Below are 19,091 nucleotides of genomic sequence, written 5' to 3'. Positions count from 1 at the left end.
TTTATAATTGCTGTTTTTCTTTATGTTTAGCACTATTCCTCCCAGGAAATACTAAAAGGTAAAACATAGCGGGAGGAAATGAATTATGAGCTGGACAAATATATTTTTACTTGTTCAACTTGTTTTTGGCGTAATTGTCGGATTGTATTTTTGGCATTTACTTCGAAATCAGCGAACACAAAAAGTTTCAATTGATCGAGAATCGAAAAAAGAATTAGAGCAGCTTCGTAAAATGCGTGAGGTTTCTTTAACAGAGCCGCTTGCGGAAAAGGTACGTCCTACATCCTTTATAGACATTGTAGGGCAAGAAGACGGGATTAAGTCGTTAAAAGCGGCTCTTTGTGGTCCTAATCCGCAACATGTGATCATATACGGTCCGCCAGGTGTCGGAAAGACAGCGGCAGCACGCCTTGTATTAGAAGAAGCGAAACGAAATCCGAAATCTCCATTTCGTACAAATGCAACATTTATCGAACTTGATGCGACGACAGCTAGGTTTGATGAGCGTGGTATTGCGGATCCATTAATTGGTTCAGTGCATGATCCTATTTATCAAGGAGCAGGTGCAATGGGACAAGCGGGTATCCCGCAACCGAAAAAAGGGGCTGTAACAGATGCGCATGGTGGTATTTTGTTCATTGATGAGATTGGTGAATTACATCCAATTCAAATGAATAAAATGTTAAAAGTGTTAGAAGATCGGAAAGTGTTTTTGGAAAGTGCGTATTATAGTGAAGAAAATTCGATGATTCCAACGTATATACATGATATTTTTCAAAAAGGTTTACCTGCAGATTTTCGCTTAGTTGGTGCAACGACACGTTCACCAGAGGAAATTCCTCCTGCAATTAGGTCGCGTTGTTTAGAAGTGTTCTTCCGTGAGTTAGATACAGAAGAAATTCAAAAAGTAGCGAAAAATGCAGCTGACAAAGTGGAGATGCAAGTAGGTGAGAACGGTATCGAAATGATTGGAATGTATGCAAGAAATGGGCGAGAAGCAATTAATCTCGTGCAAATTTCTGCTGGTATGGCGATAAATGAAGAACGACCTTTCATTAAAGATGAAGATATTGAATGGGTTGTTCATTCTAGTCAGCTTACACCAAAGTACGAAAAACGTATTTATCCAATTCCGAGAATCGGTCTTGTGAACGGGCTTGCTGTATATGGGCCGAATACAGGTGCGTTATTAGAAATTGAGGTAACAGCTATTCCTGCGAAAGATAAAGGATCAGTAAATGTCACTGGAATTGTAGAAGAGGAAAGTATTGGAAATCAAACGAAATCAATCCGCCGTAAAAGTATGGCGAAAGGTTCTGTTGATAATGTGTTAACAGTACTTCGTTCTCTAGATGTGTTGCCAGAAGGGTATGATATACATATTAATTTTCCTGGTGGTATCCCGATTGATGGTCCTTCAGCAGGTATTGCTATGGCAACAGGTGTCTATTCAGCAGTGCATCGTACGTATGTGAATAATGAAGTAGCGATGACAGGTGAGATAAGTATCCACGGAGAAGTGAAGCCTATTGGTGGTGTGTACGCAAAAATAAAAGCTGCGAAAAAAGCGGGAGCTAAGAAAGTCATCATTCCGGCTGAAAACATGCAACCATTTTTGTATACAATAAAGGGAATTGAGATCATTCCTGTTCGCAAATTAAAAGAAGTATTTGAATTAACATTTATGCAGGAAAATATGCATCGTGAGCTTGATGCACATAATGATTTGGACGAAACAGATGCACAATCAATGTGAGAATATACAATAATAAAAATTTGCCAGACTTCGTTTAAGTTTGTATGCTTAAGCGGAGTCTTTTTTCTTTTCGTGAGGCACAAAAAAACAGGGGATTAACAATTGCGAAGAATCTCTGCAATTGCATCTAGATGTATTGTAATATAAAATAGTTGAACAGGAGTTTAATTTATTATGGAGGTGCTATGTCTAGTATGAATACGAATGAAAGAATTGTGCCCCTCCTACCATTAAGAGGCATTCTCGTATATCCAACGATGGTTCTGCATCTTGATGTAGGACGTGATAAATCGATACAAGCACTAGAGCAGGCGGCAATGGATGAAAATATCATCTTTTTAGCAATGCAAAAAGAAATGAATATCGACGATCCGAAAGAAGATGACATATATAGTGTAGGTACAGTGGCGAAAGTGAAGCAAATGTTAAAATTGCCGAACGGTACGCTTCGTGTCCTTGTAGAAGGTTTACATAGAGCAGAAGTAGTAGAGTTTATCGAAGAAGAAAATATAGTGCAAGTTTCTATTAAAACGGTAACGGAAGAAGTAGAAGATGATTTGGAAGAGAAGGCTCTTATGCGTACGTTACTGGAGCATTTCGAACAATATATTAAAGTTTCGAAAAAAGTTTCAAATGAAACATTTGCAACGGTAGCTGATGTAGAAGAACCGGGAAGACTAGCTGATTTAATTGCTTCTCACTTACCGATTAAAACGAAGCAGAAACAAGAGATTTTAGAGATTGTATCTGTGAAAGAGCGACTACATACACTTATTTCAATTATTCAAGATGAACAAGAGTTACTTAGCCTAGAAAAGAAAATTGGACAAAAAGTGAAACGTTCAATGGAGCGCACGCAAAAAGAATATTTCTTACGTGAGCAAATGAAGGCAATTCAAACTGAACTTGGTGATAAAGAAGGCAAGGGCGGGGAAGTTGAAGAACTTCGTGAGAAAATTGAACAGTCGGGAATGCCTGAAGAAACAATGAAGGCTGCACTGAAAGAATTAGATCGTTATGAAAAATTACCTGTAAGTTCTGCTGAGAGTGGTGTCATTCATAATTATATTGATTGGTTATTAGCTCTCCCATGGACAACAGCAACAGAGGATATGATTGACCTCACTCATTCGGAAGAAATTTTAAATAAAGATCATTACGGTCTTGAAAAAGTGAAAGAGCGAGTACTTGAATATTTAGCTGTACAGAAGTTAACGAATTCATTAAAAGGGCCAATTCTTTGTCTAGTAGGACCTCCTGGGGTTGGGAAAACTTCGTTAGCTCGTTCTATCGCAACATCGTTAAACCGTAATTTTGTACGTGTTTCTCTTGGTGGTGTGCGTGATGAATCTGAAATTCGTGGTCACCGTCGTACATATGTAGGAGCGATGCCAGGACGTATTATTCAAGGTATGAAGAAGGCGAAAACAGTTAATCCAGTCTTCTTATTAGATGAGATTGATAAAATGTCTAACGATTTCAGGGGAGACCCATCAGCGGCGTTACTTGAAGTGTTAGATCCAGAACAAAACCATAACTTCAGTGATCATTACATTGAAGAGCCATATGATTTATCGAAAGTTATGTTCGTTGCAACTGCTAATACACTTGCAAGTGTTCCGGGCCCATTGCTTGACCGTATGGAAATCATTTCAATTGCTGGTTATACAGAACTTGAAAAGGTGCACATTGCTCGTGAGCATTTATTGCCGAAACAATTAAAAGAGCACGGTTTGCGAAAAGGTAATTTGCAAGTACGTGATGAAGCGCTTCTTGAAATTATTCGTTATTATACACGCGAGGCTGGTGTTCGTACGTTAGAGCGTCAAATTGCAAAAGTTTGCCGTAAAGCAGCAAAAATTATCGTTACAGCAGAACGCAAGCGCATTGTTGTAACAGAGAAAAATATTGTTGATTTACTTGGTAAGCATATATTCCGTTATGGTCAAGCTGAAAAAACAGACCAAGTTGGTATGGCAACAGGTTTAGCTTACACAGCAGCGGGCGGCGATACACTTGCAATTGAAGTGTCTGTAGCGCCAGGAAAAGGGAAATTAATTTTAACAGGGAAACTTGGGGATGTTATGAAAGAATCCGCACAAGCCGCGTTTAGCTATATTCGTTCTCGTGCAGAAGAACTTCATATTGATCCGGATTTCCATGAGAAAAACGATATTCATATTCATGTTCCAGAAGGAGCAGTTCCAAAAGATGGACCATCAGCAGGTATTACGATGGCAACGGCACTTATTTCTGCACTAACAGGTATTCCTGTAAGTAAAGAAGTTGGTATGACAGGTGAAATTACACTTCGTGGTCGTGTATTACCGATTGGTGGTTTGAAAGAAAAAACATTAAGTGCTCACCGCGCGGGATTAACAAAAATTATTTTACCGGCGGAAAATGAGAAAGATTTAGATGATATTCCAGAGAGCGTAAAAGAAAACCTTACGTTTGTGCTTGCATCTCATTTAGACGAAGTATTGGAGCACGCATTAGTAGGAGTGAAACAATGAAAGTAACAAAAGCAGATATTGTAATTAGTGCCGTTAAACCGGAACAATATCCAGACAGTGATTTACCAGAAATTGCCTTAGCAGGTCGTTCTAATGTCGGGAAGTCTTCCTTTATTAATAAAATTTTAAATCGTAAAAAGTTAGTACGTATTTCTTCTAAACCAGGAAAAACGCAAACGCTGAACTTTTTCTTAATCAATGAAATGATGCATTTTGTTGACGTTCCAGGTTATGGATATGCGAAAGTATCTAAAACAGAGCGCGCGGCATGGGGCAGAATGATTGAAACTTACTTTACAACACGTACGCAATTAGACGCAGCTGTATTAGTAGTTGATTTACGTCACCAACCAACAAAAGATGACATTATGATGTATGATTTCTTAAAGCATTATGAAATCCCAACAATTATTATTGCAACGAAAGCCGATAAAATTCCGAAAGGGAAATGGCAAAAGCATTTAAAAGTTGTAAAAGAAACGCTTGCTGTTGAAATTGGCGATGAAATCGTTCTATTCTCTTCTGAAACAGGACTTGGAAAAGAAGAAGCATGGAAAGCAATTCATAAAATGACAAAAACAAAAAACGCGTGACGAATGTCGCGCGTTTTTTTTTATTTACTAAACTTTTAGCGTACGTTTAATGTAACTTCAATATTTCCTCTTGTTGCTTTAGAGTAAGGACATACACCGTGAGCGGCTTCTACAAGTTCTTGTGCTTCGGCATGAGAAACACCAGCAACATGTACGTCAAGTACAGCAGATAGTCCGAAACCACCATCTGTATCTTTACCGATAGAAACGTGTGCAGTCACTTCTGTACTTTCCACCTTCATACGTTTTGTACGAATTACAAGTTGTAATGCACTATCAAAGCAAGCTGCATAACCAGCTGCAAATAATTGTTCTGGATTTGTTGCTTCTCCGCCTGCGCCACCTAGTGCTTTTGGCATTTTTACATCAAGATTTAATATGCCATCATCTGAAACTACCTTACCGTTTCTTCCACCTGTTGCTGTTACTGAAGCAGTATATAATTTATCCATGTTTATTCCCCTTTTCTGTCATTAATTTTTTTCATTGTTTCAATTAATGTGTTTAATTGGATTAATAAAGAATGATATTCTTGCTCTGTAATGCCTAAATTTGTAGCCATCGTTGTTGGTAATGAACAAGCTATTCCTTTTAAATCTTTACCTTGTTTTGTTAATTCAATACAAACTTTTCGCTCGTCTTCTTTTGAACGAACACGTTGTACAAGTTTTAATGATTCCATACGTTTTAACATAGGTGTTAAAGTACCAGAATCTAAAAATAGACGTTCTCCAATTTCTTTTACTGTTAGTCCGTCTTGTTCCCAGAGTACGAGTAAAGTAATGTACTGGGGATACGTAATGCCCATTTCTTCTAAATAGGGGCGGTAAAAACGGGTAACCTCTCTAGAACAAGCGTAAATAGAAAAACAAAGTTGGTTATCTAGATGCAAAGGATTTTCTTTCATAGGCAACTCCTTGTATTTTTGGATTGTGCACAATTTAATTTTGTAAAACCAATATAACGAAAAAGAAATACAATGTCAATTGCATTGCATCGAGAAAGTGAGTACTATATTTTGGAACAATCATACATATTTTCCTTCATGATGAAAGAAGATAGAAAAGATGATGTTATAATTAATATGGAATAGTTTCCATCACTTGATTATGAGGACTTTTTTTGGTAACGTACAAATAGAGTTGTTATTTTATAATTATTATAAAGTAGAAAGTTCTTTATTAATCTTACTGAAGCTCCTTTATTACATATGGAGAATAAATAAAAAATAATCAGTTGTTCACACGATTGTCAGATTCATAAGAGGAAAGTTGTATTATGATAGTAGATAAAGTGATAAAACGGGTGAAGGGGGACATGCTGCGTGCATATTCTTGTTGTTAGTGTAAATTATCGAACAGCCCCTGTAGAATTTCGTGAGAAACTCACATTTCAGGCAGCAGAGCTAGAGCAAGCAATGACTACATTACAAAACCAAAAGAGCGTGCTAGAAAATGTCATTGTATCAACTTGTAATCGCACTGAGATTTACGCTGTTGTCGATCAATTACACACGGGACGGTATTACATTAAGAAGTTTTTAGCTGATTGGTTTCAGCTTGAAATAGAAGAAATCGCACCATACTTGTCTATTTTTGAACAAGATGGCGCAATAGATCATTTATTCCGCGTAACGTGCGGTTTGGATTCTATGGTTGTTGGAGAGACGCAAATTTTAGGTCAAATAAAAGATAGCTTTTTAGAAGCACAACAAGTAAAAGCGACAGGTACAATTTTTAATGAGTTGTTTAAGCAAGTGGTTACGTTAGCAAAACGTGCGCACTCAGAAACAACGATTGGTGAAAGTGCGATGTCTGTTAGTTATGCTGCTGTTGAGCTCGGAAAGAAAATATTTGGCGATTTAACAGATTGTCATGTACTTATTCTTGGTGCGGGTAAGATGGGTGAACTTGCACTGCAAAACTTATACGGAAGTGGAGCTCGTAAAGTAACGGTTATGAATAGGACGCTTACGAAAGCGGAAGTGATGGCTGAGAAATATATGGGACATGCAAAGCCTTTAAGTGAATTGCAATGTGCATTATTAGAAGCGGATATTTTAATTAGTTCAACGGGTGCATCAGAATATGTCATTACGAAAGAAATGATGACAAAAGTAGAGAGAATGCGCTCTGGTCGTCCGTTATTTATGGTTGATATTGCAGTACCACGTGATATTGATCCGGCGATTGATGAATTAGAAGGCTCTTTCTTATATGATATCGACGATCTGCAAGGTGTAGTTGAAGCAAACCGTGCTGAACGTTTAAAAGAAGCAGAGAAAATTCAATTTATGATTGAAGAAGAAATGGTTTTATTTAAAACGTGGTTAAGTACGCTAGGTGTTGTACCGTTAATATCAGCTCTTCGTGATAAAGCGCTAGCAATTCAAAGTGATACGATGGAAAGTCTTGAGCGAAAAATACCAAACCTTAGTGATCGTGAGAAAAAAGTAATTAGTAAACATACGAAAAGTATTATTAACCAATTGTTAAAAGACCCAATTTTAGTAGCTAAAGAATTAGCTGTTGAAGAGGGAGCTGGCGAAAAATTAGCTTTATTTGCGAAGATTTTTGATTTAGAAGTGGAAGAAGCGGGAAATACGGAAGAAGTAGAACATAAAAGAGCGTGGACACCATCCGTTCCATCTTTATAACTTGGAAGGATGATCGGATGAGTTTTTTAAATAACAGTATTATTTATCATATTGCAATTATTTTATATGCTTGTAGCATTAGTTTATATTTTATAGATTATTTCCAAAGTAACCGAAAGGCGAACCGCTTTGCTTTTTGGTTACTTTCGATTGTATGGGTTCTGCAGTCTATCTTTATGTTGCTTAGGGCTACAGATTCAGAAACGAATCCTATTTTAACTTTATTATCAGGGATTTATTTTTATGTTTGGTTATTGATTACGATGTCATTAGTCATTAATCGATTTATGCGTATTGACTTTTTAGTCTTTTTTACAAATGTTGTAGCATTTGGCGTAAGCGCTTTTTCTATTTTTACACCGCTCGGGAAGATGTCGCCAGTACTTGCAGAGCAATTAGTTTCAGAACTTGTATACGTGCATGTCGGTATGGCGATTATTTCTTATGCAACGTTTACTGTATCGTTTATTTTTTCTATTATGTATTTATTGCAATACCGACTATTAAAAAAGAAAAAGTGGAATGCGAGATTAAGAAGATTAGGAAATTTGCCGAAGCTTGAATCTATGTCTTACGGATTAAATTTATTTTCTGTTCCGTTTTTCTTATTAGCAATTATATTAGGATGCATATGGGGATATACAAAATTGGATAATTTCCATTGGTATGATACGAAAGTAATTGGGTCTTTTGTCGTTCTATTTGTATATTGCGTGGGCTTATATTTACGAGCAGCAGATGTGTTGCAAGGTAAGAAAATTGTGCAGTGGAATATCGGGGCATTTCTCGTAATGCTAGTTAACATTTTTCTATTAAGCAGTTTATCTAATTTCCACTTTTGGTATTTATAATGAGGAGAGAGAATTATGCGCAAAATTATTGTAGGTTCACGAAAGAGTAAACTAGCATTAACACAAACTAATTGGTTTATTGATCAATTAAAAGCGCTCGGTTTACCATATGAATTTGAAGTGAAAGAAATCGTCACAAAAGGTGATGTTATTTTAGATGTTACTCTTTCAAAAGTAGGCGGAAAAGGTTTATTTGTAAAGGAAATTGAACATGCGTTACTTACGAAAGAAATTGATATGGCTGTACATAGTATGAAAGATATGCCAGCTGTACTTCCAGATGGATTAACGATTGGTTGTACGCCAAAGCGCGTTGACCCTCGTGATGCTTTTATTTCTAAAAACGGAGAATCGTTTAAAGACTTAGCAGAAGGCGCGATCTTAGGAACGAGTAGTTTGAGACGTAGTGCACAACTACTAGCTGCGAGACCAGATTTACAAGTGAAATGGATTCGCGGGAATATCGATACACGCTTACGTAAGTTAAAAGATGAAGATTACGATGCAATTATTTTAGCGACAGCTGGATTACAGAGAATGGGCTGGGACGGAGAAGTTATTACAGAACATTTAGATGAAACGTTATGTGTACCAGCCGTAGGACAAGGTGCATTAGCGATTGAATGTCGTGAGGATGATACGGATTTACTTCAGTTGTTAGCGCATATTAATGATGCAGTAACAGAAAGAACAGTGGCTGCTGAACGAGTATTTCTTCATAAACTTGAAGGTGGATGCCAAGTTCCAATCGCTGGATATGCAACTCTTAAAGAAAATGATGCAATCGAATTAACAGCGCTTGTCGGTTCTATGGACGGTTCTGTTTTATTGAAAGAGATAGTAGTAGGTAATGATCCGAAGCAAGTTGGATTAGAGGCTGCGGACCGTTTAATTAAACAAGGAGCAAAAGAGCTCATCCTTGCTGCAAATAAGGAGCAACAATAAATATGAACGCTCTCGCTGGCAAAACAGTATTGATTACACGTGCCCAGCACCAAGCGAAACAAATGAGTGTAGCAGTGAAAGAAAGGAGCGGAATTCCATTGGAAATTCCGCTTTTGCGTATGGAAGGTACGTCTCATAGGCAAATTCAACACATAGCAGGGCAGCTACATTCGTATGACTGGGTTATTTTCACGAGTAAAAATGGTGTAGCTTTTTTTCTAGATGGTTTAGAAACAAAAATACCATTAACTATTAAAATCGCTGCGGTAGGCGTGAAAACAAAATTAGAGTTAGAAAAAAGGGGCTATCAAGTTCATTTTGTTCCGACCTCGTTTGTTGCAGAAACATTTGCCGAAGAGTTTCTAAAAGAGTTAAGTGGAAACGAGCGTATTTTATTTCCGAAAGGGAATTTAGCAAGAGATGTAATCCCGGTTAAACTTAGGGAGTTTGGTGTTTTTCTAGATGAGTTAATTGTATATGGTACGAAGGTGAATGTAGAGAAAAAACAAGAACTTATAACAGCATTGAAATTAGGGGAAGTAAATATTATTACATTTACGAGCCCTTCAACTGTTGATAGTTTTGTTCGTTTACTTGAGGGTACAAACTGGAGAGAATGGACGAAAAAATGTACAATTGCTTGTATAGGGCCTATTACGGAAAAAGAGGCGAACCTCTATTTTTCACATGTTATTGTGCCAAAAGAGTACACTGTAGAAGCATTACTGCAATGCATTTGTGAATCTATAAAATAAAAGAATGGGGATAGAAATCTATGAATTCTTTACAATTTAATCGTCATCGTCGTTTAAGACAAAGCGGGGGCATGCGTGCGCTTGTACGTGAAACATTTTTACATACAGAAGATTTTATTTACCCTATTTTTGTATTAGAAGGAGAAAATACTCGTAATGAAGTTCCTTCTATGCCAGGCGTATATCAAATGTCTTTAGATTTATTGCAAGCTGAAATGCAAGAGGTCGTTGATTTAGGTATTCGTTCTGTTATTGTATTTGGTTTACCTGCTGAAAAGGACGAAGTTGGATCATCGGCATATTGTGAGCATGGAATTGTACAGCGTGCAATTAAGCAAATTAAAGATGAGTTCCCAGAGCTAGTAGTAGTTGCAGATACATGTTTATGTCAATTTACAAGCCATGGTCATTGCGGTGTTATTGAAGATGGCGTTATTTTAAATGATGAGTCTCTTGCAGCTCTTGCAAAAACAGCTGTAAGTCAAGCGAAAGCAGGGGCAGACATTATTGCACCATCTAACATGATGGACGGATTCGTAACAGCAATTCGCCATGCATTAGATGAAAATGGTTTCGCGCACGTACCAGTTATGTCGTACGCTGTGAAATATTCATCAGCATTTTACGGACCGTTCCGTGATGCAGCACATGGTGCACCGCAGTTTGGTGACCGTAAAACATATCAAATGGACCCAGCGAACCGTATGGAAGCATTCCGTGAAGCAGAATCAGATGTAATGGAAGGGGCCGACTTCTTAATTGTAAAGCCAGCTCTTTCTTATCTAGATATCGTTCGTGATGTGAAAAATAACTTTAACTTACCAGTCGTTGCTTATAACGTAAGTGGTGAATATTCGATGATTAAAGCAGCAGCACAAAATGGTTGGATTAATGAAAAAGAAGTTGTACTTGAGAAATTAATTAGCATGAAACGCGCAGGAGCAGACTTAATTATTACGTATCATGCAAAAGATGCAGCAAGATGGTTACAAGAAGGAGGCGCTAAATAATGAAAAAATTTGATAAATCGATTGCGGCGTTTGAAGAGGCTCAAAATTTAATGCCTGGAGGCGTAAACAGCCCTGTCCGTGCTTTTAAGTCTGTTGGTATGAATCCGCTGTTTATGGAGCGCGGAAAAGGCTCTAAAGTATATGATATCGATGGGAATGAATACATCGATTACGTATTATCGTGGGGACCTTTAATTCATGGTCATGCGAATGATCGTGTTGTTGAGGCTTTAAAAGCTGTTGCTGAAAAAGGAACAAGCTTTGGTGCACCAACAGAAATTGAAAATAAATTAGCGCAGCTTGTTATCGAGCGTGTACCATCAATTGAGATTGTGCGTATGGTTAACTCTGGAACAGAGGCGACAATGAGCGCGCTACGTTTAGCTCGTGGTTACACTGGACGTAACAAAATTTTGAAATTCATTGGTTGTTATCACGGTCATGGTGATTCTTTATTGATTAAAGCAGGTTCGGGTGTAGCAACGCTAGGTTTACCAGATAGCCCTGGTGTACCAGAAGGTGTAGCGAAAAATACGATTACAGTAGCGTATAACGATTTAGAAAGTGTAAAATATGCTTTCGAACAATTCGGTGATGACATCGCTTGTATAATTGTAGAACCAGTGGCAGGGAATATGGGTGTTGTTCCCCCTCAACCAGGGTTTTTAGAAGGACTTCGTGAAGTGACAGAGCAAAACGGTGCACTACTTATTTTTGATGAAGTAATGACAGGATTCCGTGTTGCTTATAATTGTGGACAAGGTTACTACGGTGTAACTCCTGACTTAACTTGTTTAGGTAAAGTAATCGGTGGTGGCTTGCCGGTAGGAGCATACGGTGGGAAGGCAGAGATTATGCGTCAAGTTGCACCAAGCGGACCGATTTACCAAGCTGGAACATTATCGGGTAATCCACTTGCAATGACAGCAGGTTATGAAACGTTAGTGCAGTTAACGCCAGAATCATATGTGGAATTTGAGCGTAAAGCAGAAATGTTAGAGGCTGGACTACGTAAGGCAGCTGAAAAGCATAATATCCCGCATCACATTAATCGTGCAGGTTCTATGATTGGTATTTTCTTTACAGACGAGCAAGTTATTAATTATGATGCAGCAAAATCTTCAAACTTAGAATTCTTTGCAGCTTACTATCGTGAAATGGTAGAACAAGGTGTATTTTTACCACCTTCTCAATTTGAAGGTTTATTCTTATCGACAGCACATAGTGATGCAGATATTGAGGCGACAATTGCGGCGGCCGAAATTGCAATGTCAAAATTAAAAGCATAATTTCTTAGAGAAAATCGCTTTCCATTAGGGGAGCGATTTTTTTTATTCATAAAGTAGCCTTAGGGAACATAAATCTGTAATGACATATAGTTTGGGAGGGGGAAAAGAAGTGGCAACAGATCATTCATTACGATTTTCATTAAAAGAATCTGTTTGGTTCCAGAAGGGACAGGAAGTCGAAGAACTTTTGTCAATTTCGTTAGATCCAGACGTTGAGATAGAGGAGCTCGATCATGAAGTTATCGTGAGGGGGCAATTAGATTTAACGGGAGAGTATGTTGCAAGGCAAGATGATTCAGCTTATTCATTAAGAGAGCTATCACCAGCAAAGGCAATTGATTATGTAGAAACAAGGGCAGACGGGGTTAATGAGCTTGTCCATTCCTTTCCGCTCGAAATATCAATTCCAAGAAATCGAGTGAAAGTAATTGAAGAATTATATGTATCAATCGAGGAATTTGATTATGAATTAAAGGAAAATGGTTGCTTACAACTATTAGCGGATATATCTATTACAGGTTTATGTGACGAAGAAAGAACCGAGGATGAAGAGGAAGAGACTGTGTATGCCGAGTTGGAAGCTGATTCAGCTGAAGAAGATGAAAGTAGACCTGCGCCGCACGAAGAGGTACCAGCCTATAAAGAATCAGATGGATGGGAAGATTATGCATTTGAGCCGTTTCAGTTAGAAGAAAGAAAAGAGCAAGAAATAGAAGAAGAGGAATTAGAAGAACATGAACTTGTGGAGCGTGAAGAGGAGCAAGAAAAGACGCCACAATTTGAATTGTTCGGGCGGAAAAATTTCAAGAAAGAAAAAGCGAAAAAGCAGGAAGAGCCAGAGGAAGAAGCATATTCACAGCGAGATGAAAATGCACTTTATTTAACGAAATTATTTACGAAAGAACCAGAAGAAGAATTTACGAAGTTAAGAATGTACTTCGTACAAGAAGGAGATACAATTGAATCGGTTGCAGAACGTTATGAAACGACTGTACAAAGCTTATATCGTGTAAATCAATCAGAAGATATATATTTAACTACAGGGCAAATTATATATATTCCTGTTTCAAAAGCAACAGTGAAATAAGTGAGTGAGTTTTTTCACTCACCTCTTTTCTTTTCCTAGAAGCTATGTTTTGAATAAGAAAGGGTTATTCGTATGGATATTGAATTACGAAATCGCTATGAACCCATTGTGAGGCAATATAGATTGGACACTCAGCATATGGAAGAGCACGGAAGTGTAATGAAAATTTATACGAATCAAGGTCCGTATGCGTTAAAGAAAATACAAGATAGAAAATTAGAGCGGAATAATTTTTTACACCATATTCAATATTTGAAGGAGAAAGGTTTTTCGAATTATGTACCTATCTATCACACGACGGACGGGAATTATGTTTTAAGTGATGGGGCGTATAGCTATTATTTAATGCCTTGGTTAGAACGTGCGGAAGGAAATGGCGAAGATAATGATCAATACCATAAGATGTTTCAAACGCTCGGGACGTTGCATCAAAAAACGGTGAAAGAGGAGACTTATACAGAAGAAGATTTAGAAAAACATTATACAAATATATCCGACCGTTGGGAAAATGATGGTGAGATATTAGAAGAGTTTCTTGTAGAATCAGAAGCGAAGTGGTATATGTCTCCATTTGAATTACAATATTGTACGTATTATCACCACGCTATGAGAGCACGTGAGTTCGCAACGAAACAATTAAGTGAATGGCATGATGCAATGAAAGAAAAGGAAAAAACACGTACTACTTTCGTTCATGGAAATGTATCGCTTAATCACTTTTTATTTGATTATGAACGAAACGGTTATTTTATTAGTTTAGAAAAGTCTCAGTTTGCTACACCGGTACAGGATATCGTCAGCTTTTATTCAAGGTCTTTGAACACATATCCAATTGCGCGGAGCGACCGCTTTGAATGGTATCAAATGTATCAAAAAAATTTTCCATTTACGAAAGAGGAGCAGCTTCTTATGTTTGCGTATATGACGTACCCGTCGCATTTTATTCGGCAAATTCAGTCGTATACGAAAAGAAGAAAGAGTCGTAATGAAGAAAATGAGCTTCGCGGGGTAAAAATTCTGCAGCAATCGCATTGGCTCATTAGTAATACAGAATATTTCCTTTCGCAATTACAAGCTGCCCAGCAAGGGAACGGATAAAGAAGATAAGTAGGGAGAACCCTGCTTATCTTTTTTTATTAGTTCCATAAAGAGATAAAAGCCGTAGTTTCAAATTTATCTTGACGAATAAGGTTTCGTTTTTTACACTATTGTATATAATAATTAACAATCACATAAATGCATTGAAGGGGAAGAGTATAACATGAAACGTCTTCAGAGAGGGGAACCATTGGCTGGGAGGTTCTCTAGATAGTTATGTTAGAAGGTAGCCCTGGAGCATCTTTTCTGAACGGAATGATTCTTATTAGGAAAAGACGGATTTGTCCGTTATCAAATTAAGAGTATAAGCAAATTCTGAATTTGTTTGTAAATAAAGGTGGTACCGCGATGTCCCTCGTCCTTTTTTGGATGAGGGGCATTTTTTATTTTAAGGAGGGAAAATAATGTCAAACACGGAAAATAATTTACCAACTAAATATGATCATATGTCCGTTGAAGAAGGCCTTTACAAGTGGTGGCTTGAAGGCAAATATTTCGAAGCAACAGGAGATGAGAAGAAACAACCATATACAATTGTAATTCCACCTCCGAACGTAACTGGTAAGTTACACTTAGGTCACGCTTGGGATACGACGCTTCAAGATATTTTAACTCGTACAAAGCGTATGCAAGGTTACGATGTATTATGGCTTCCAGGAATGGACCATGCTGGTATCGCAACGCAAGCGAAGGTAGAAGGAAAACTTCGTGAAGAAGGTATTTCACGTTACGATCTTGGTCGTGAGAAATTCCTTGAAAAAGCTTGGGAATGGAAAGAAGAATACGCTTCTCACATTCGTCAACAATGGGGAAAAGTTGGTTTAGGACTAGACTATTCTCGTGAACGCTTCACATTAGACGAAGGTTTATCTAACGCTGTTAATAAAGTATTCGTTCAATTATATGAAAAAGACTTAATTTATCGCGGTGAGTATATCATCAACTGGGATCCAGCAACACGCACAGCTCTTTCTGATATTGAAGTAATTCATAAAGAAGTTCAAGGTGCATTCTACCATATGAACTATCCGTTAACAGACGGTTCTGGTCACATTCGCCTTGCAACTACTCGTCCAGAAACAATGCTTGGTGATACAGCGGTAGCAGTTCATCCAGAAGATGATCGCTACAAACATTTAATCGGAAAAACAGTTACACTTCCAATCGTAGGCCGAGAGATTCCGATTATTGCTGATGAATACGTAGAAAAAGACTTCGGAACAGGCGTTGTGAAAATTACACCAGCTCATGACCCGAATGACTTTGAAGTAGGTAACCGTCATGACTTACCACGTATTTTAGTAATGAACGAAGATGGAACGATGAACGAAAAAGCTGGTAAGTATAACGGTATGGATCGTTTCGAATGCCGTAAAGAGTTAGTGAAAGACTTACAAGAAGCTGGCGTATTAGTAGAAATCGAGCCTCATATGCACTCAGTAGGTCATAGTGAGCGTAGCGGTGCAGTTGTTGAGCCTTATTTATCAACACAATGGTTCGTAAAAATGGCTCCACTTGCAGAAAAAGCGGTAGAACTTCAACAAAAAGAAGAAGAAAAAGTAACGTTCGTACCAGAGCGTTTTGAAAACACATACTTACGCTGGATGGAAAACATTCATGACTGGTGTATTTCTCGTCAATTATGGTGGGGACACCGCATTCCAGCTTGGTATCATAAAGAAACTGGTGAAGTATACGTAGGTACAGAAGCGCCAGCAGATCTTGAAAACTGGAATCAAGATAATGACGTGCTTGATACATGGTTCAGTTCAGCATTATGGCCATTCTCAACACTTGGCTGGCCGAATGAAGATGCAGCAGACTTTAAAAAGTTCTATTCAACAGATGCTTTAGTAACTGGTTATGATATCATCTTCTTCTGGGTATCTCGTATGATTTTCCAAGGTTTAGAGTTTACAGGAGAGCGTCCATTTAAAGATGTATTAATTCACGGTTTAGTTCGTGATGAGCAAGGACGTAAAATGAGTAAATCTCTTGGTAACGGTATTGATCCGATGGATGTTATCGAGAAGTACGGTGCAGATGCAATGCGTTACTTCTTATCAACAGGAAGTGCACCAGGTCAAGATTTACGTTTCAGCATGGAAAAAGTAGAATCTACTTGGAACTTCATTAATAAAATTTGGAACGCATCACGTTTCGTATTAATGAACATGGATGACATGAAGTATGAAGAAATCGATTTAACTGGTGAAAAATCAGTTGCAGATAAGTGGATTTTAACTCGCTTAAACGAAACAATCGAAAGTGTAACACGTAACATGGATAAATATGAGTTCGGTGAAGCTGGTCGTTCATTATACAACTTCATTTGGGATGATTTCTGTGACTGGTACATTGAGATGGCGAAACTTCCACTATACGGTGAAGATGAAGCAGCTAAGAAAACAACTCGTTCGATTTTAGCTTACGTATTAGACCAAACAATGCGTCTATTACATCCATTCATGCCATTTGTAACAGAGAAAATTTGGCAGCATTTACCGCATGAAGGCGAGTCTATTACAGTAGCAGCATGGCCAACAGTTCGCGAAGATTTACAAGATAAAGAAGCGGCAGCAGAAATGCACCTTCTAGTTGATATCATTCGCTCTGTTCGTAACATCCGTGCGGAAGTAAATACACCAATGAGCAAAAAAGTTCAAATGCAAATTAAAGCAAAAGACGAGGTAGTACTAGCTCAGCTTACGAAAAACAGTTCTTACATTGAGCGTTTCTGTAACCCAAGTGAACTAACAATTAAGATTGATTTACAAGCGCCAGAAAAAGCGATGACTGCAATCGTATCAGGTGCAGAGTTATTCTTACCGTTAGCTGATCTTATCAATCTTGATGAAGAGAAAGCGCGTCTTGAAAAAGAACTTGAGAAGTTCGATAAAGAAGTAGAACGTGTACAGAAGAAACTTTCAAACCAAGGATTCGTAGCGAAAGCTCCTGCAGAAGTTATTGACGGAGAGCGTGCGAAAGAGCAAGATTACCTAGAAAAACGCGAAGCGGTTCGTCAACGTCTAGCGGATCTTGAGAAATAAAAATGTTTTTCAGAGACTCACTATATTGGTGAGTCTCTTTTCTTTGCGTATAATAGAATTAAGAAGTTTGTCTTTTGAAAGGGGAATAGCAAACGTGATACATACATACGAAGAAGCGATAAACTGGATTCATAGCCGATTGAAATTTGGGATAAAACCAGGGCTAGAAAGAATGCAATGGATGTTAGAAGAACTCGGAAATCCAGAGCGTCATATAAAATGTGTTCATCTTGCCGGCACAAATGGAAAAGGTTCAACTTTAACATATATGCGCTACATGTTAGAAGGCGCGAAATATAAAGTAGGAACGTTTACATCGCCTTACATAGAAACATTCAATGAACGTATTAGTGTAAACGGAATACCGATTGCAGATGAAGAGATTGCGGAACTTGTAAATATGGTAAAGCCAGTCGTTGAAAAATTAGATGAGACGGACTTAGGAGAAGCGACTGAGTTTGAAATCATTACAGTAATGGCAATTTATTATTTCGGTAAAGTTAATTTCTGTGATGTTGTTTTATTTGAAACGGGGCTTGGGGGAAGATTTGATTCTACAAATGTTATTCATCCGGTTCTCACGATTATTACGAATATCGGCCACGATCATATGCATATTTTAGGCAATACACTAGGAGAAATTGCATATGAAAAGGCAGGGATTATTAAGTCTGGTGTTCCAGTTATTACTGGTGTGAAAAATGAAGAAGCATTGCAAGTAATTCAAAAGGTTGCTAAGGAAAATCATGCAAGCTTATATGAACTTGGAAAACAGTTTACAACACTACATAAACATTCTAATAAAGATGGGGAACACTTTGATTTTGATTGTCCATTTGCCTCGTTTAAAAATGTTCGGATTTCAATGAAAGGCATTCACCAAGTAGGCAATGCAGCACTAGCGCTTATGGCAGTAATGTATTTAAAAACATATTTATCATTTTTAATTAATGAAGAGGAGATGAAAGTTGGCTTACAAGAAGCATACTGGATTGGTCGATTTGAAAAGTTACAAAGTAATCCAGATATTATAATAGATGGTGCTCATAATCCAGAAGGTATTGAAAGTCTTGTAAAAACAGTAGAGGCACATTATAAAAAGAAGAATGTAATAGTTTTATTTACTGCTCTTGGTGACAAACAGTTACATAACATGGTAGGGCAATTAGAAAAAGTTGCTGATGAAATAATATTTACGACGTTTGCCTTTGATCGTGCCATTTCTGCTGACAAGCTTGCATCGTATTCACAACAAGAGTCAAAATTAGTTTTTGAAGATTGGAAAGAGGCAATTGATACAAAGGTTGACAGGATAGGAGAACATGATGTTTTTATCATAACAGGTTCTTTGTATTTCATTTCCGAAGTTAGAAAATATATTCGCGAGAAAAACTAGATAGTCTTTGCTATCTAGTTTTTTGTTCTACAAATGAAGTCAAATGCATACATATAAGATAATAATATAGGGTTATTTGACGAATTCCT

General features: G+C 37.7%; 15 protein-coding genes and 1 other annotated feature. Of the genes, 13 read left to right on the top strand and 2 right to left on the bottom strand.

Features of this window, described 5'->3' with window-relative positions; genetic code table 11:
• Positions 1–85: 85 nt before the first annotated feature.
• From lonB to yihA, 3 genes are all read left to right on the top strand, one after another.
• Positions 86–1,756, top strand: coding sequence for an ATP-dependent protease LonB (gene lonB, locus MHH59_RS22355; RefSeq protein ID WP_002034202.1), 1,671 nt, complete (start codon positions 86–88; stop codon positions 1,754–1,756).
• 185 nt (positions 1,757–1,941) lie between these two features.
• Complete coding sequence (gene lon, locus MHH59_RS22350; RefSeq protein WP_002034201.1) at positions 1,942–4,272, top strand: endopeptidase La; 2,331 nt, start codon at positions 1,942–1,944, stop codon at positions 4,270–4,272.
• Positions 4,269–4,865: a ribosome biogenesis GTP-binding protein YihA/YsxC gene (gene yihA / locus MHH59_RS22345; protein WP_002088829.1), complete on the top strand. Its 597-nt coding sequence runs from the start codon at positions 4,269–4,271 to the stop codon at positions 4,863–4,865. The genes lon and yihA overlap by 4 nt, the downstream gene beginning before the upstream one ends.
• 35 nt (positions 4,866–4,900) lie before the next feature.
• Here the strand turns inward: yihA and MHH59_RS22340 are convergent, their stop codons facing one another.
• The gene (locus MHH59_RS22340) at positions 4,901–5,317 is read right to left on the bottom strand and encodes an organic hydroperoxide resistance protein (protein WP_002015349.1); all 417 of its coding nucleotides are present in this window, start codon (positions 5,315–5,317) and stop codon (positions 4,901–4,903) included.
• A 2-nt stretch (positions 5,318–5,319) separates the two neighbouring features.
• Positions 5,320–5,772, bottom strand: a complete 453-nt coding sequence (locus MHH59_RS22335; RefSeq protein ID WP_002190790.1) for a MarR family winged helix-turn-helix transcriptional regulator — start codon at positions 5,770–5,772, stop codon at positions 5,320–5,322.
• Positions 5,773–6,189: 417 nt separating this feature from the next.
• On the opposite strand from MHH59_RS22335, the gene hemA reads away from it, so the two are divergent.
• From hemA to MHH59_RS22285, 10 genes are all read left to right on the top strand, one after another.
• Positions 6,190–7,521: a glutamyl-tRNA reductase gene (gene hemA, locus MHH59_RS22330; RefSeq protein ID WP_002129273.1), complete on the top strand. Its 1,332-nt coding sequence runs from the start codon at positions 6,190–6,192 to the stop codon at positions 7,519–7,521.
• A gap of 17 nt (positions 7,522–7,538) precedes the next feature.
• Positions 7,539–8,372, top strand: coding sequence for a cytochrome c biogenesis protein (locus MHH59_RS22325; RefSeq protein WP_002015354.1), 834 nt, complete (start codon positions 7,539–7,541; stop codon positions 8,370–8,372).
• A 15-nt stretch (positions 8,373–8,387) separates the two neighbouring features.
• Entirely contained in the window at positions 8,388–9,317 is a 930-nt protein-coding gene (gene hemC / locus MHH59_RS22320; RefSeq protein WP_002034194.1) for a hydroxymethylbilane synthase, read from the top strand.
• Between the two features lie 2 nt (positions 9,318–9,319).
• A complete protein-coding gene (gene hemD / locus MHH59_RS22315; protein ID WP_002129270.1) occupies positions 9,320–10,072 on the top strand; it encodes a uroporphyrinogen-III synthase in 753 nt (250 codons plus the stop codon).
• A gap of 20 nt (positions 10,073–10,092) precedes the next feature.
• The gene (hemB, locus tag MHH59_RS22310; RefSeq protein WP_002015358.1) at positions 10,093–11,082 is read left to right on the top strand and encodes a porphobilinogen synthase; all 990 of its coding nucleotides are present in this window, start codon (positions 10,093–10,095) and stop codon (positions 11,080–11,082) included.
• Entirely contained in the window at positions 11,082–12,371 is a 1,290-nt protein-coding gene (hemL, locus tag MHH59_RS22305) for a glutamate-1-semialdehyde 2,1-aminomutase (RefSeq protein WP_002034163.1), read from the top strand. The genes hemB and hemL overlap by 1 nt, the downstream gene beginning before the upstream one ends.
• 79 nt (positions 12,372–12,450) lie before the next feature.
• Entirely contained in the window at positions 12,451–13,458 is a 1,008-nt protein-coding gene (gene spoVID, locus MHH59_RS22300; protein WP_002015360.1) for a stage VI sporulation protein D, read from the top strand.
• Positions 13,459–13,530: 72 nt separating this feature from the next.
• Positions 13,531–14,556: a spore coat protein YsxE gene (gene ysxE / locus MHH59_RS22295; protein ID WP_002129265.1), complete on the top strand. Its 1,026-nt coding sequence runs from the start codon at positions 13,531–13,533 to the stop codon at positions 14,554–14,556.
• A gap of 134 nt (positions 14,557–14,690) precedes the next feature.
• Positions 14,691–14,922 (top strand) — a binding site (T-box leader).
• A gap of 38 nt (positions 14,923–14,960) precedes the next feature.
• The gene (locus tag MHH59_RS22290) at positions 14,961–17,606 is read left to right on the top strand and encodes a valine--tRNA ligase (protein WP_002129263.1); all 2,646 of its coding nucleotides are present in this window, start codon (positions 14,961–14,963) and stop codon (positions 17,604–17,606) included.
• Between the two features lie 94 nt (positions 17,607–17,700).
• Positions 17,701–19,002, top strand: a complete 1,302-nt coding sequence (locus MHH59_RS22285; protein ID WP_340852356.1) for a bifunctional folylpolyglutamate synthase/dihydrofolate synthase — start codon at positions 17,701–17,703, stop codon at positions 19,000–19,002.
• Positions 19,003–19,091 lie beyond the last annotated feature (89 nt).

Source organism: Bacillus sp. FSL E2-0195 (assembly GCF_038003645.1).
Taxonomy (GTDB): Bacteria; Bacillota; Bacilli; order Bacillales; family Bacillaceae_G; genus Bacillus_A; species Bacillus_A mycoides.
The sequence above is the reverse complement of the archived record's forward strand: the minus strand, read 5'-3'. Positions and strand labels throughout refer to the sequence as shown.

Coding starts and splice junctions, on each gene's coding strand:
- lon (WP_002034201.1), top strand. CDS start 1,942: ATGTCTAGTATGAATACGAATGAAAGAATTGTGCCCCTCCTACCATTA.
- MHH59_RS22335 (WP_002190790.1), bottom strand. CDS start 5,772: ATGAAAGAAAATCCTTTGCATCTAGATAACCAACTTTGTTTTTCTATT.
- spoVID (WP_002015360.1), top strand. CDS start 12,451: ATGACATATAGTTTGGGAGGGGGAAAAGAAGTGGCAACAGATCATTCA.
- hemC (WP_002034194.1), top strand. CDS start 8,388: ATGCGCAAAATTATTGTAGGTTCACGAAAGAGTAAACTAGCATTAACA.
- hemD (WP_002129270.1), top strand. CDS start 9,320: ATGAACGCTCTCGCTGGCAAAACAGTATTGATTACACGTGCCCAGCAC.
- hemL (WP_002034163.1), top strand. CDS start 11,082: ATGAAAAAATTTGATAAATCGATTGCGGCGTTTGAAGAGGCTCAAAAT.
- MHH59_RS22325 (WP_002015354.1), top strand. CDS start 7,539: ATGAGTTTTTTAAATAACAGTATTATTTATCATATTGCAATTATTTTA.
- lonB (WP_002034202.1), top strand. CDS start 86: ATGAGCTGGACAAATATATTTTTACTTGTTCAACTTGTTTTTGGCGTA.
- MHH59_RS22290 (WP_002129263.1), top strand. CDS start 14,961: ATGTCAAACACGGAAAATAATTTACCAACTAAATATGATCATATGTCC.
- ysxE (WP_002129265.1), top strand. CDS start 13,531: ATGGATATTGAATTACGAAATCGCTATGAACCCATTGTGAGGCAATAT.
- MHH59_RS22340 (WP_002015349.1), bottom strand. CDS start 5,317: ATGGATAAATTATATACTGCTTCAGTAACAGCAACAGGTGGAAGAAAC.
- hemB (WP_002015358.1), top strand. CDS start 10,093: ATGAATTCTTTACAATTTAATCGTCATCGTCGTTTAAGACAAAGCGGG.
- yihA (WP_002088829.1), top strand. CDS start 4,269: ATGAAAGTAACAAAAGCAGATATTGTAATTAGTGCCGTTAAACCGGAA.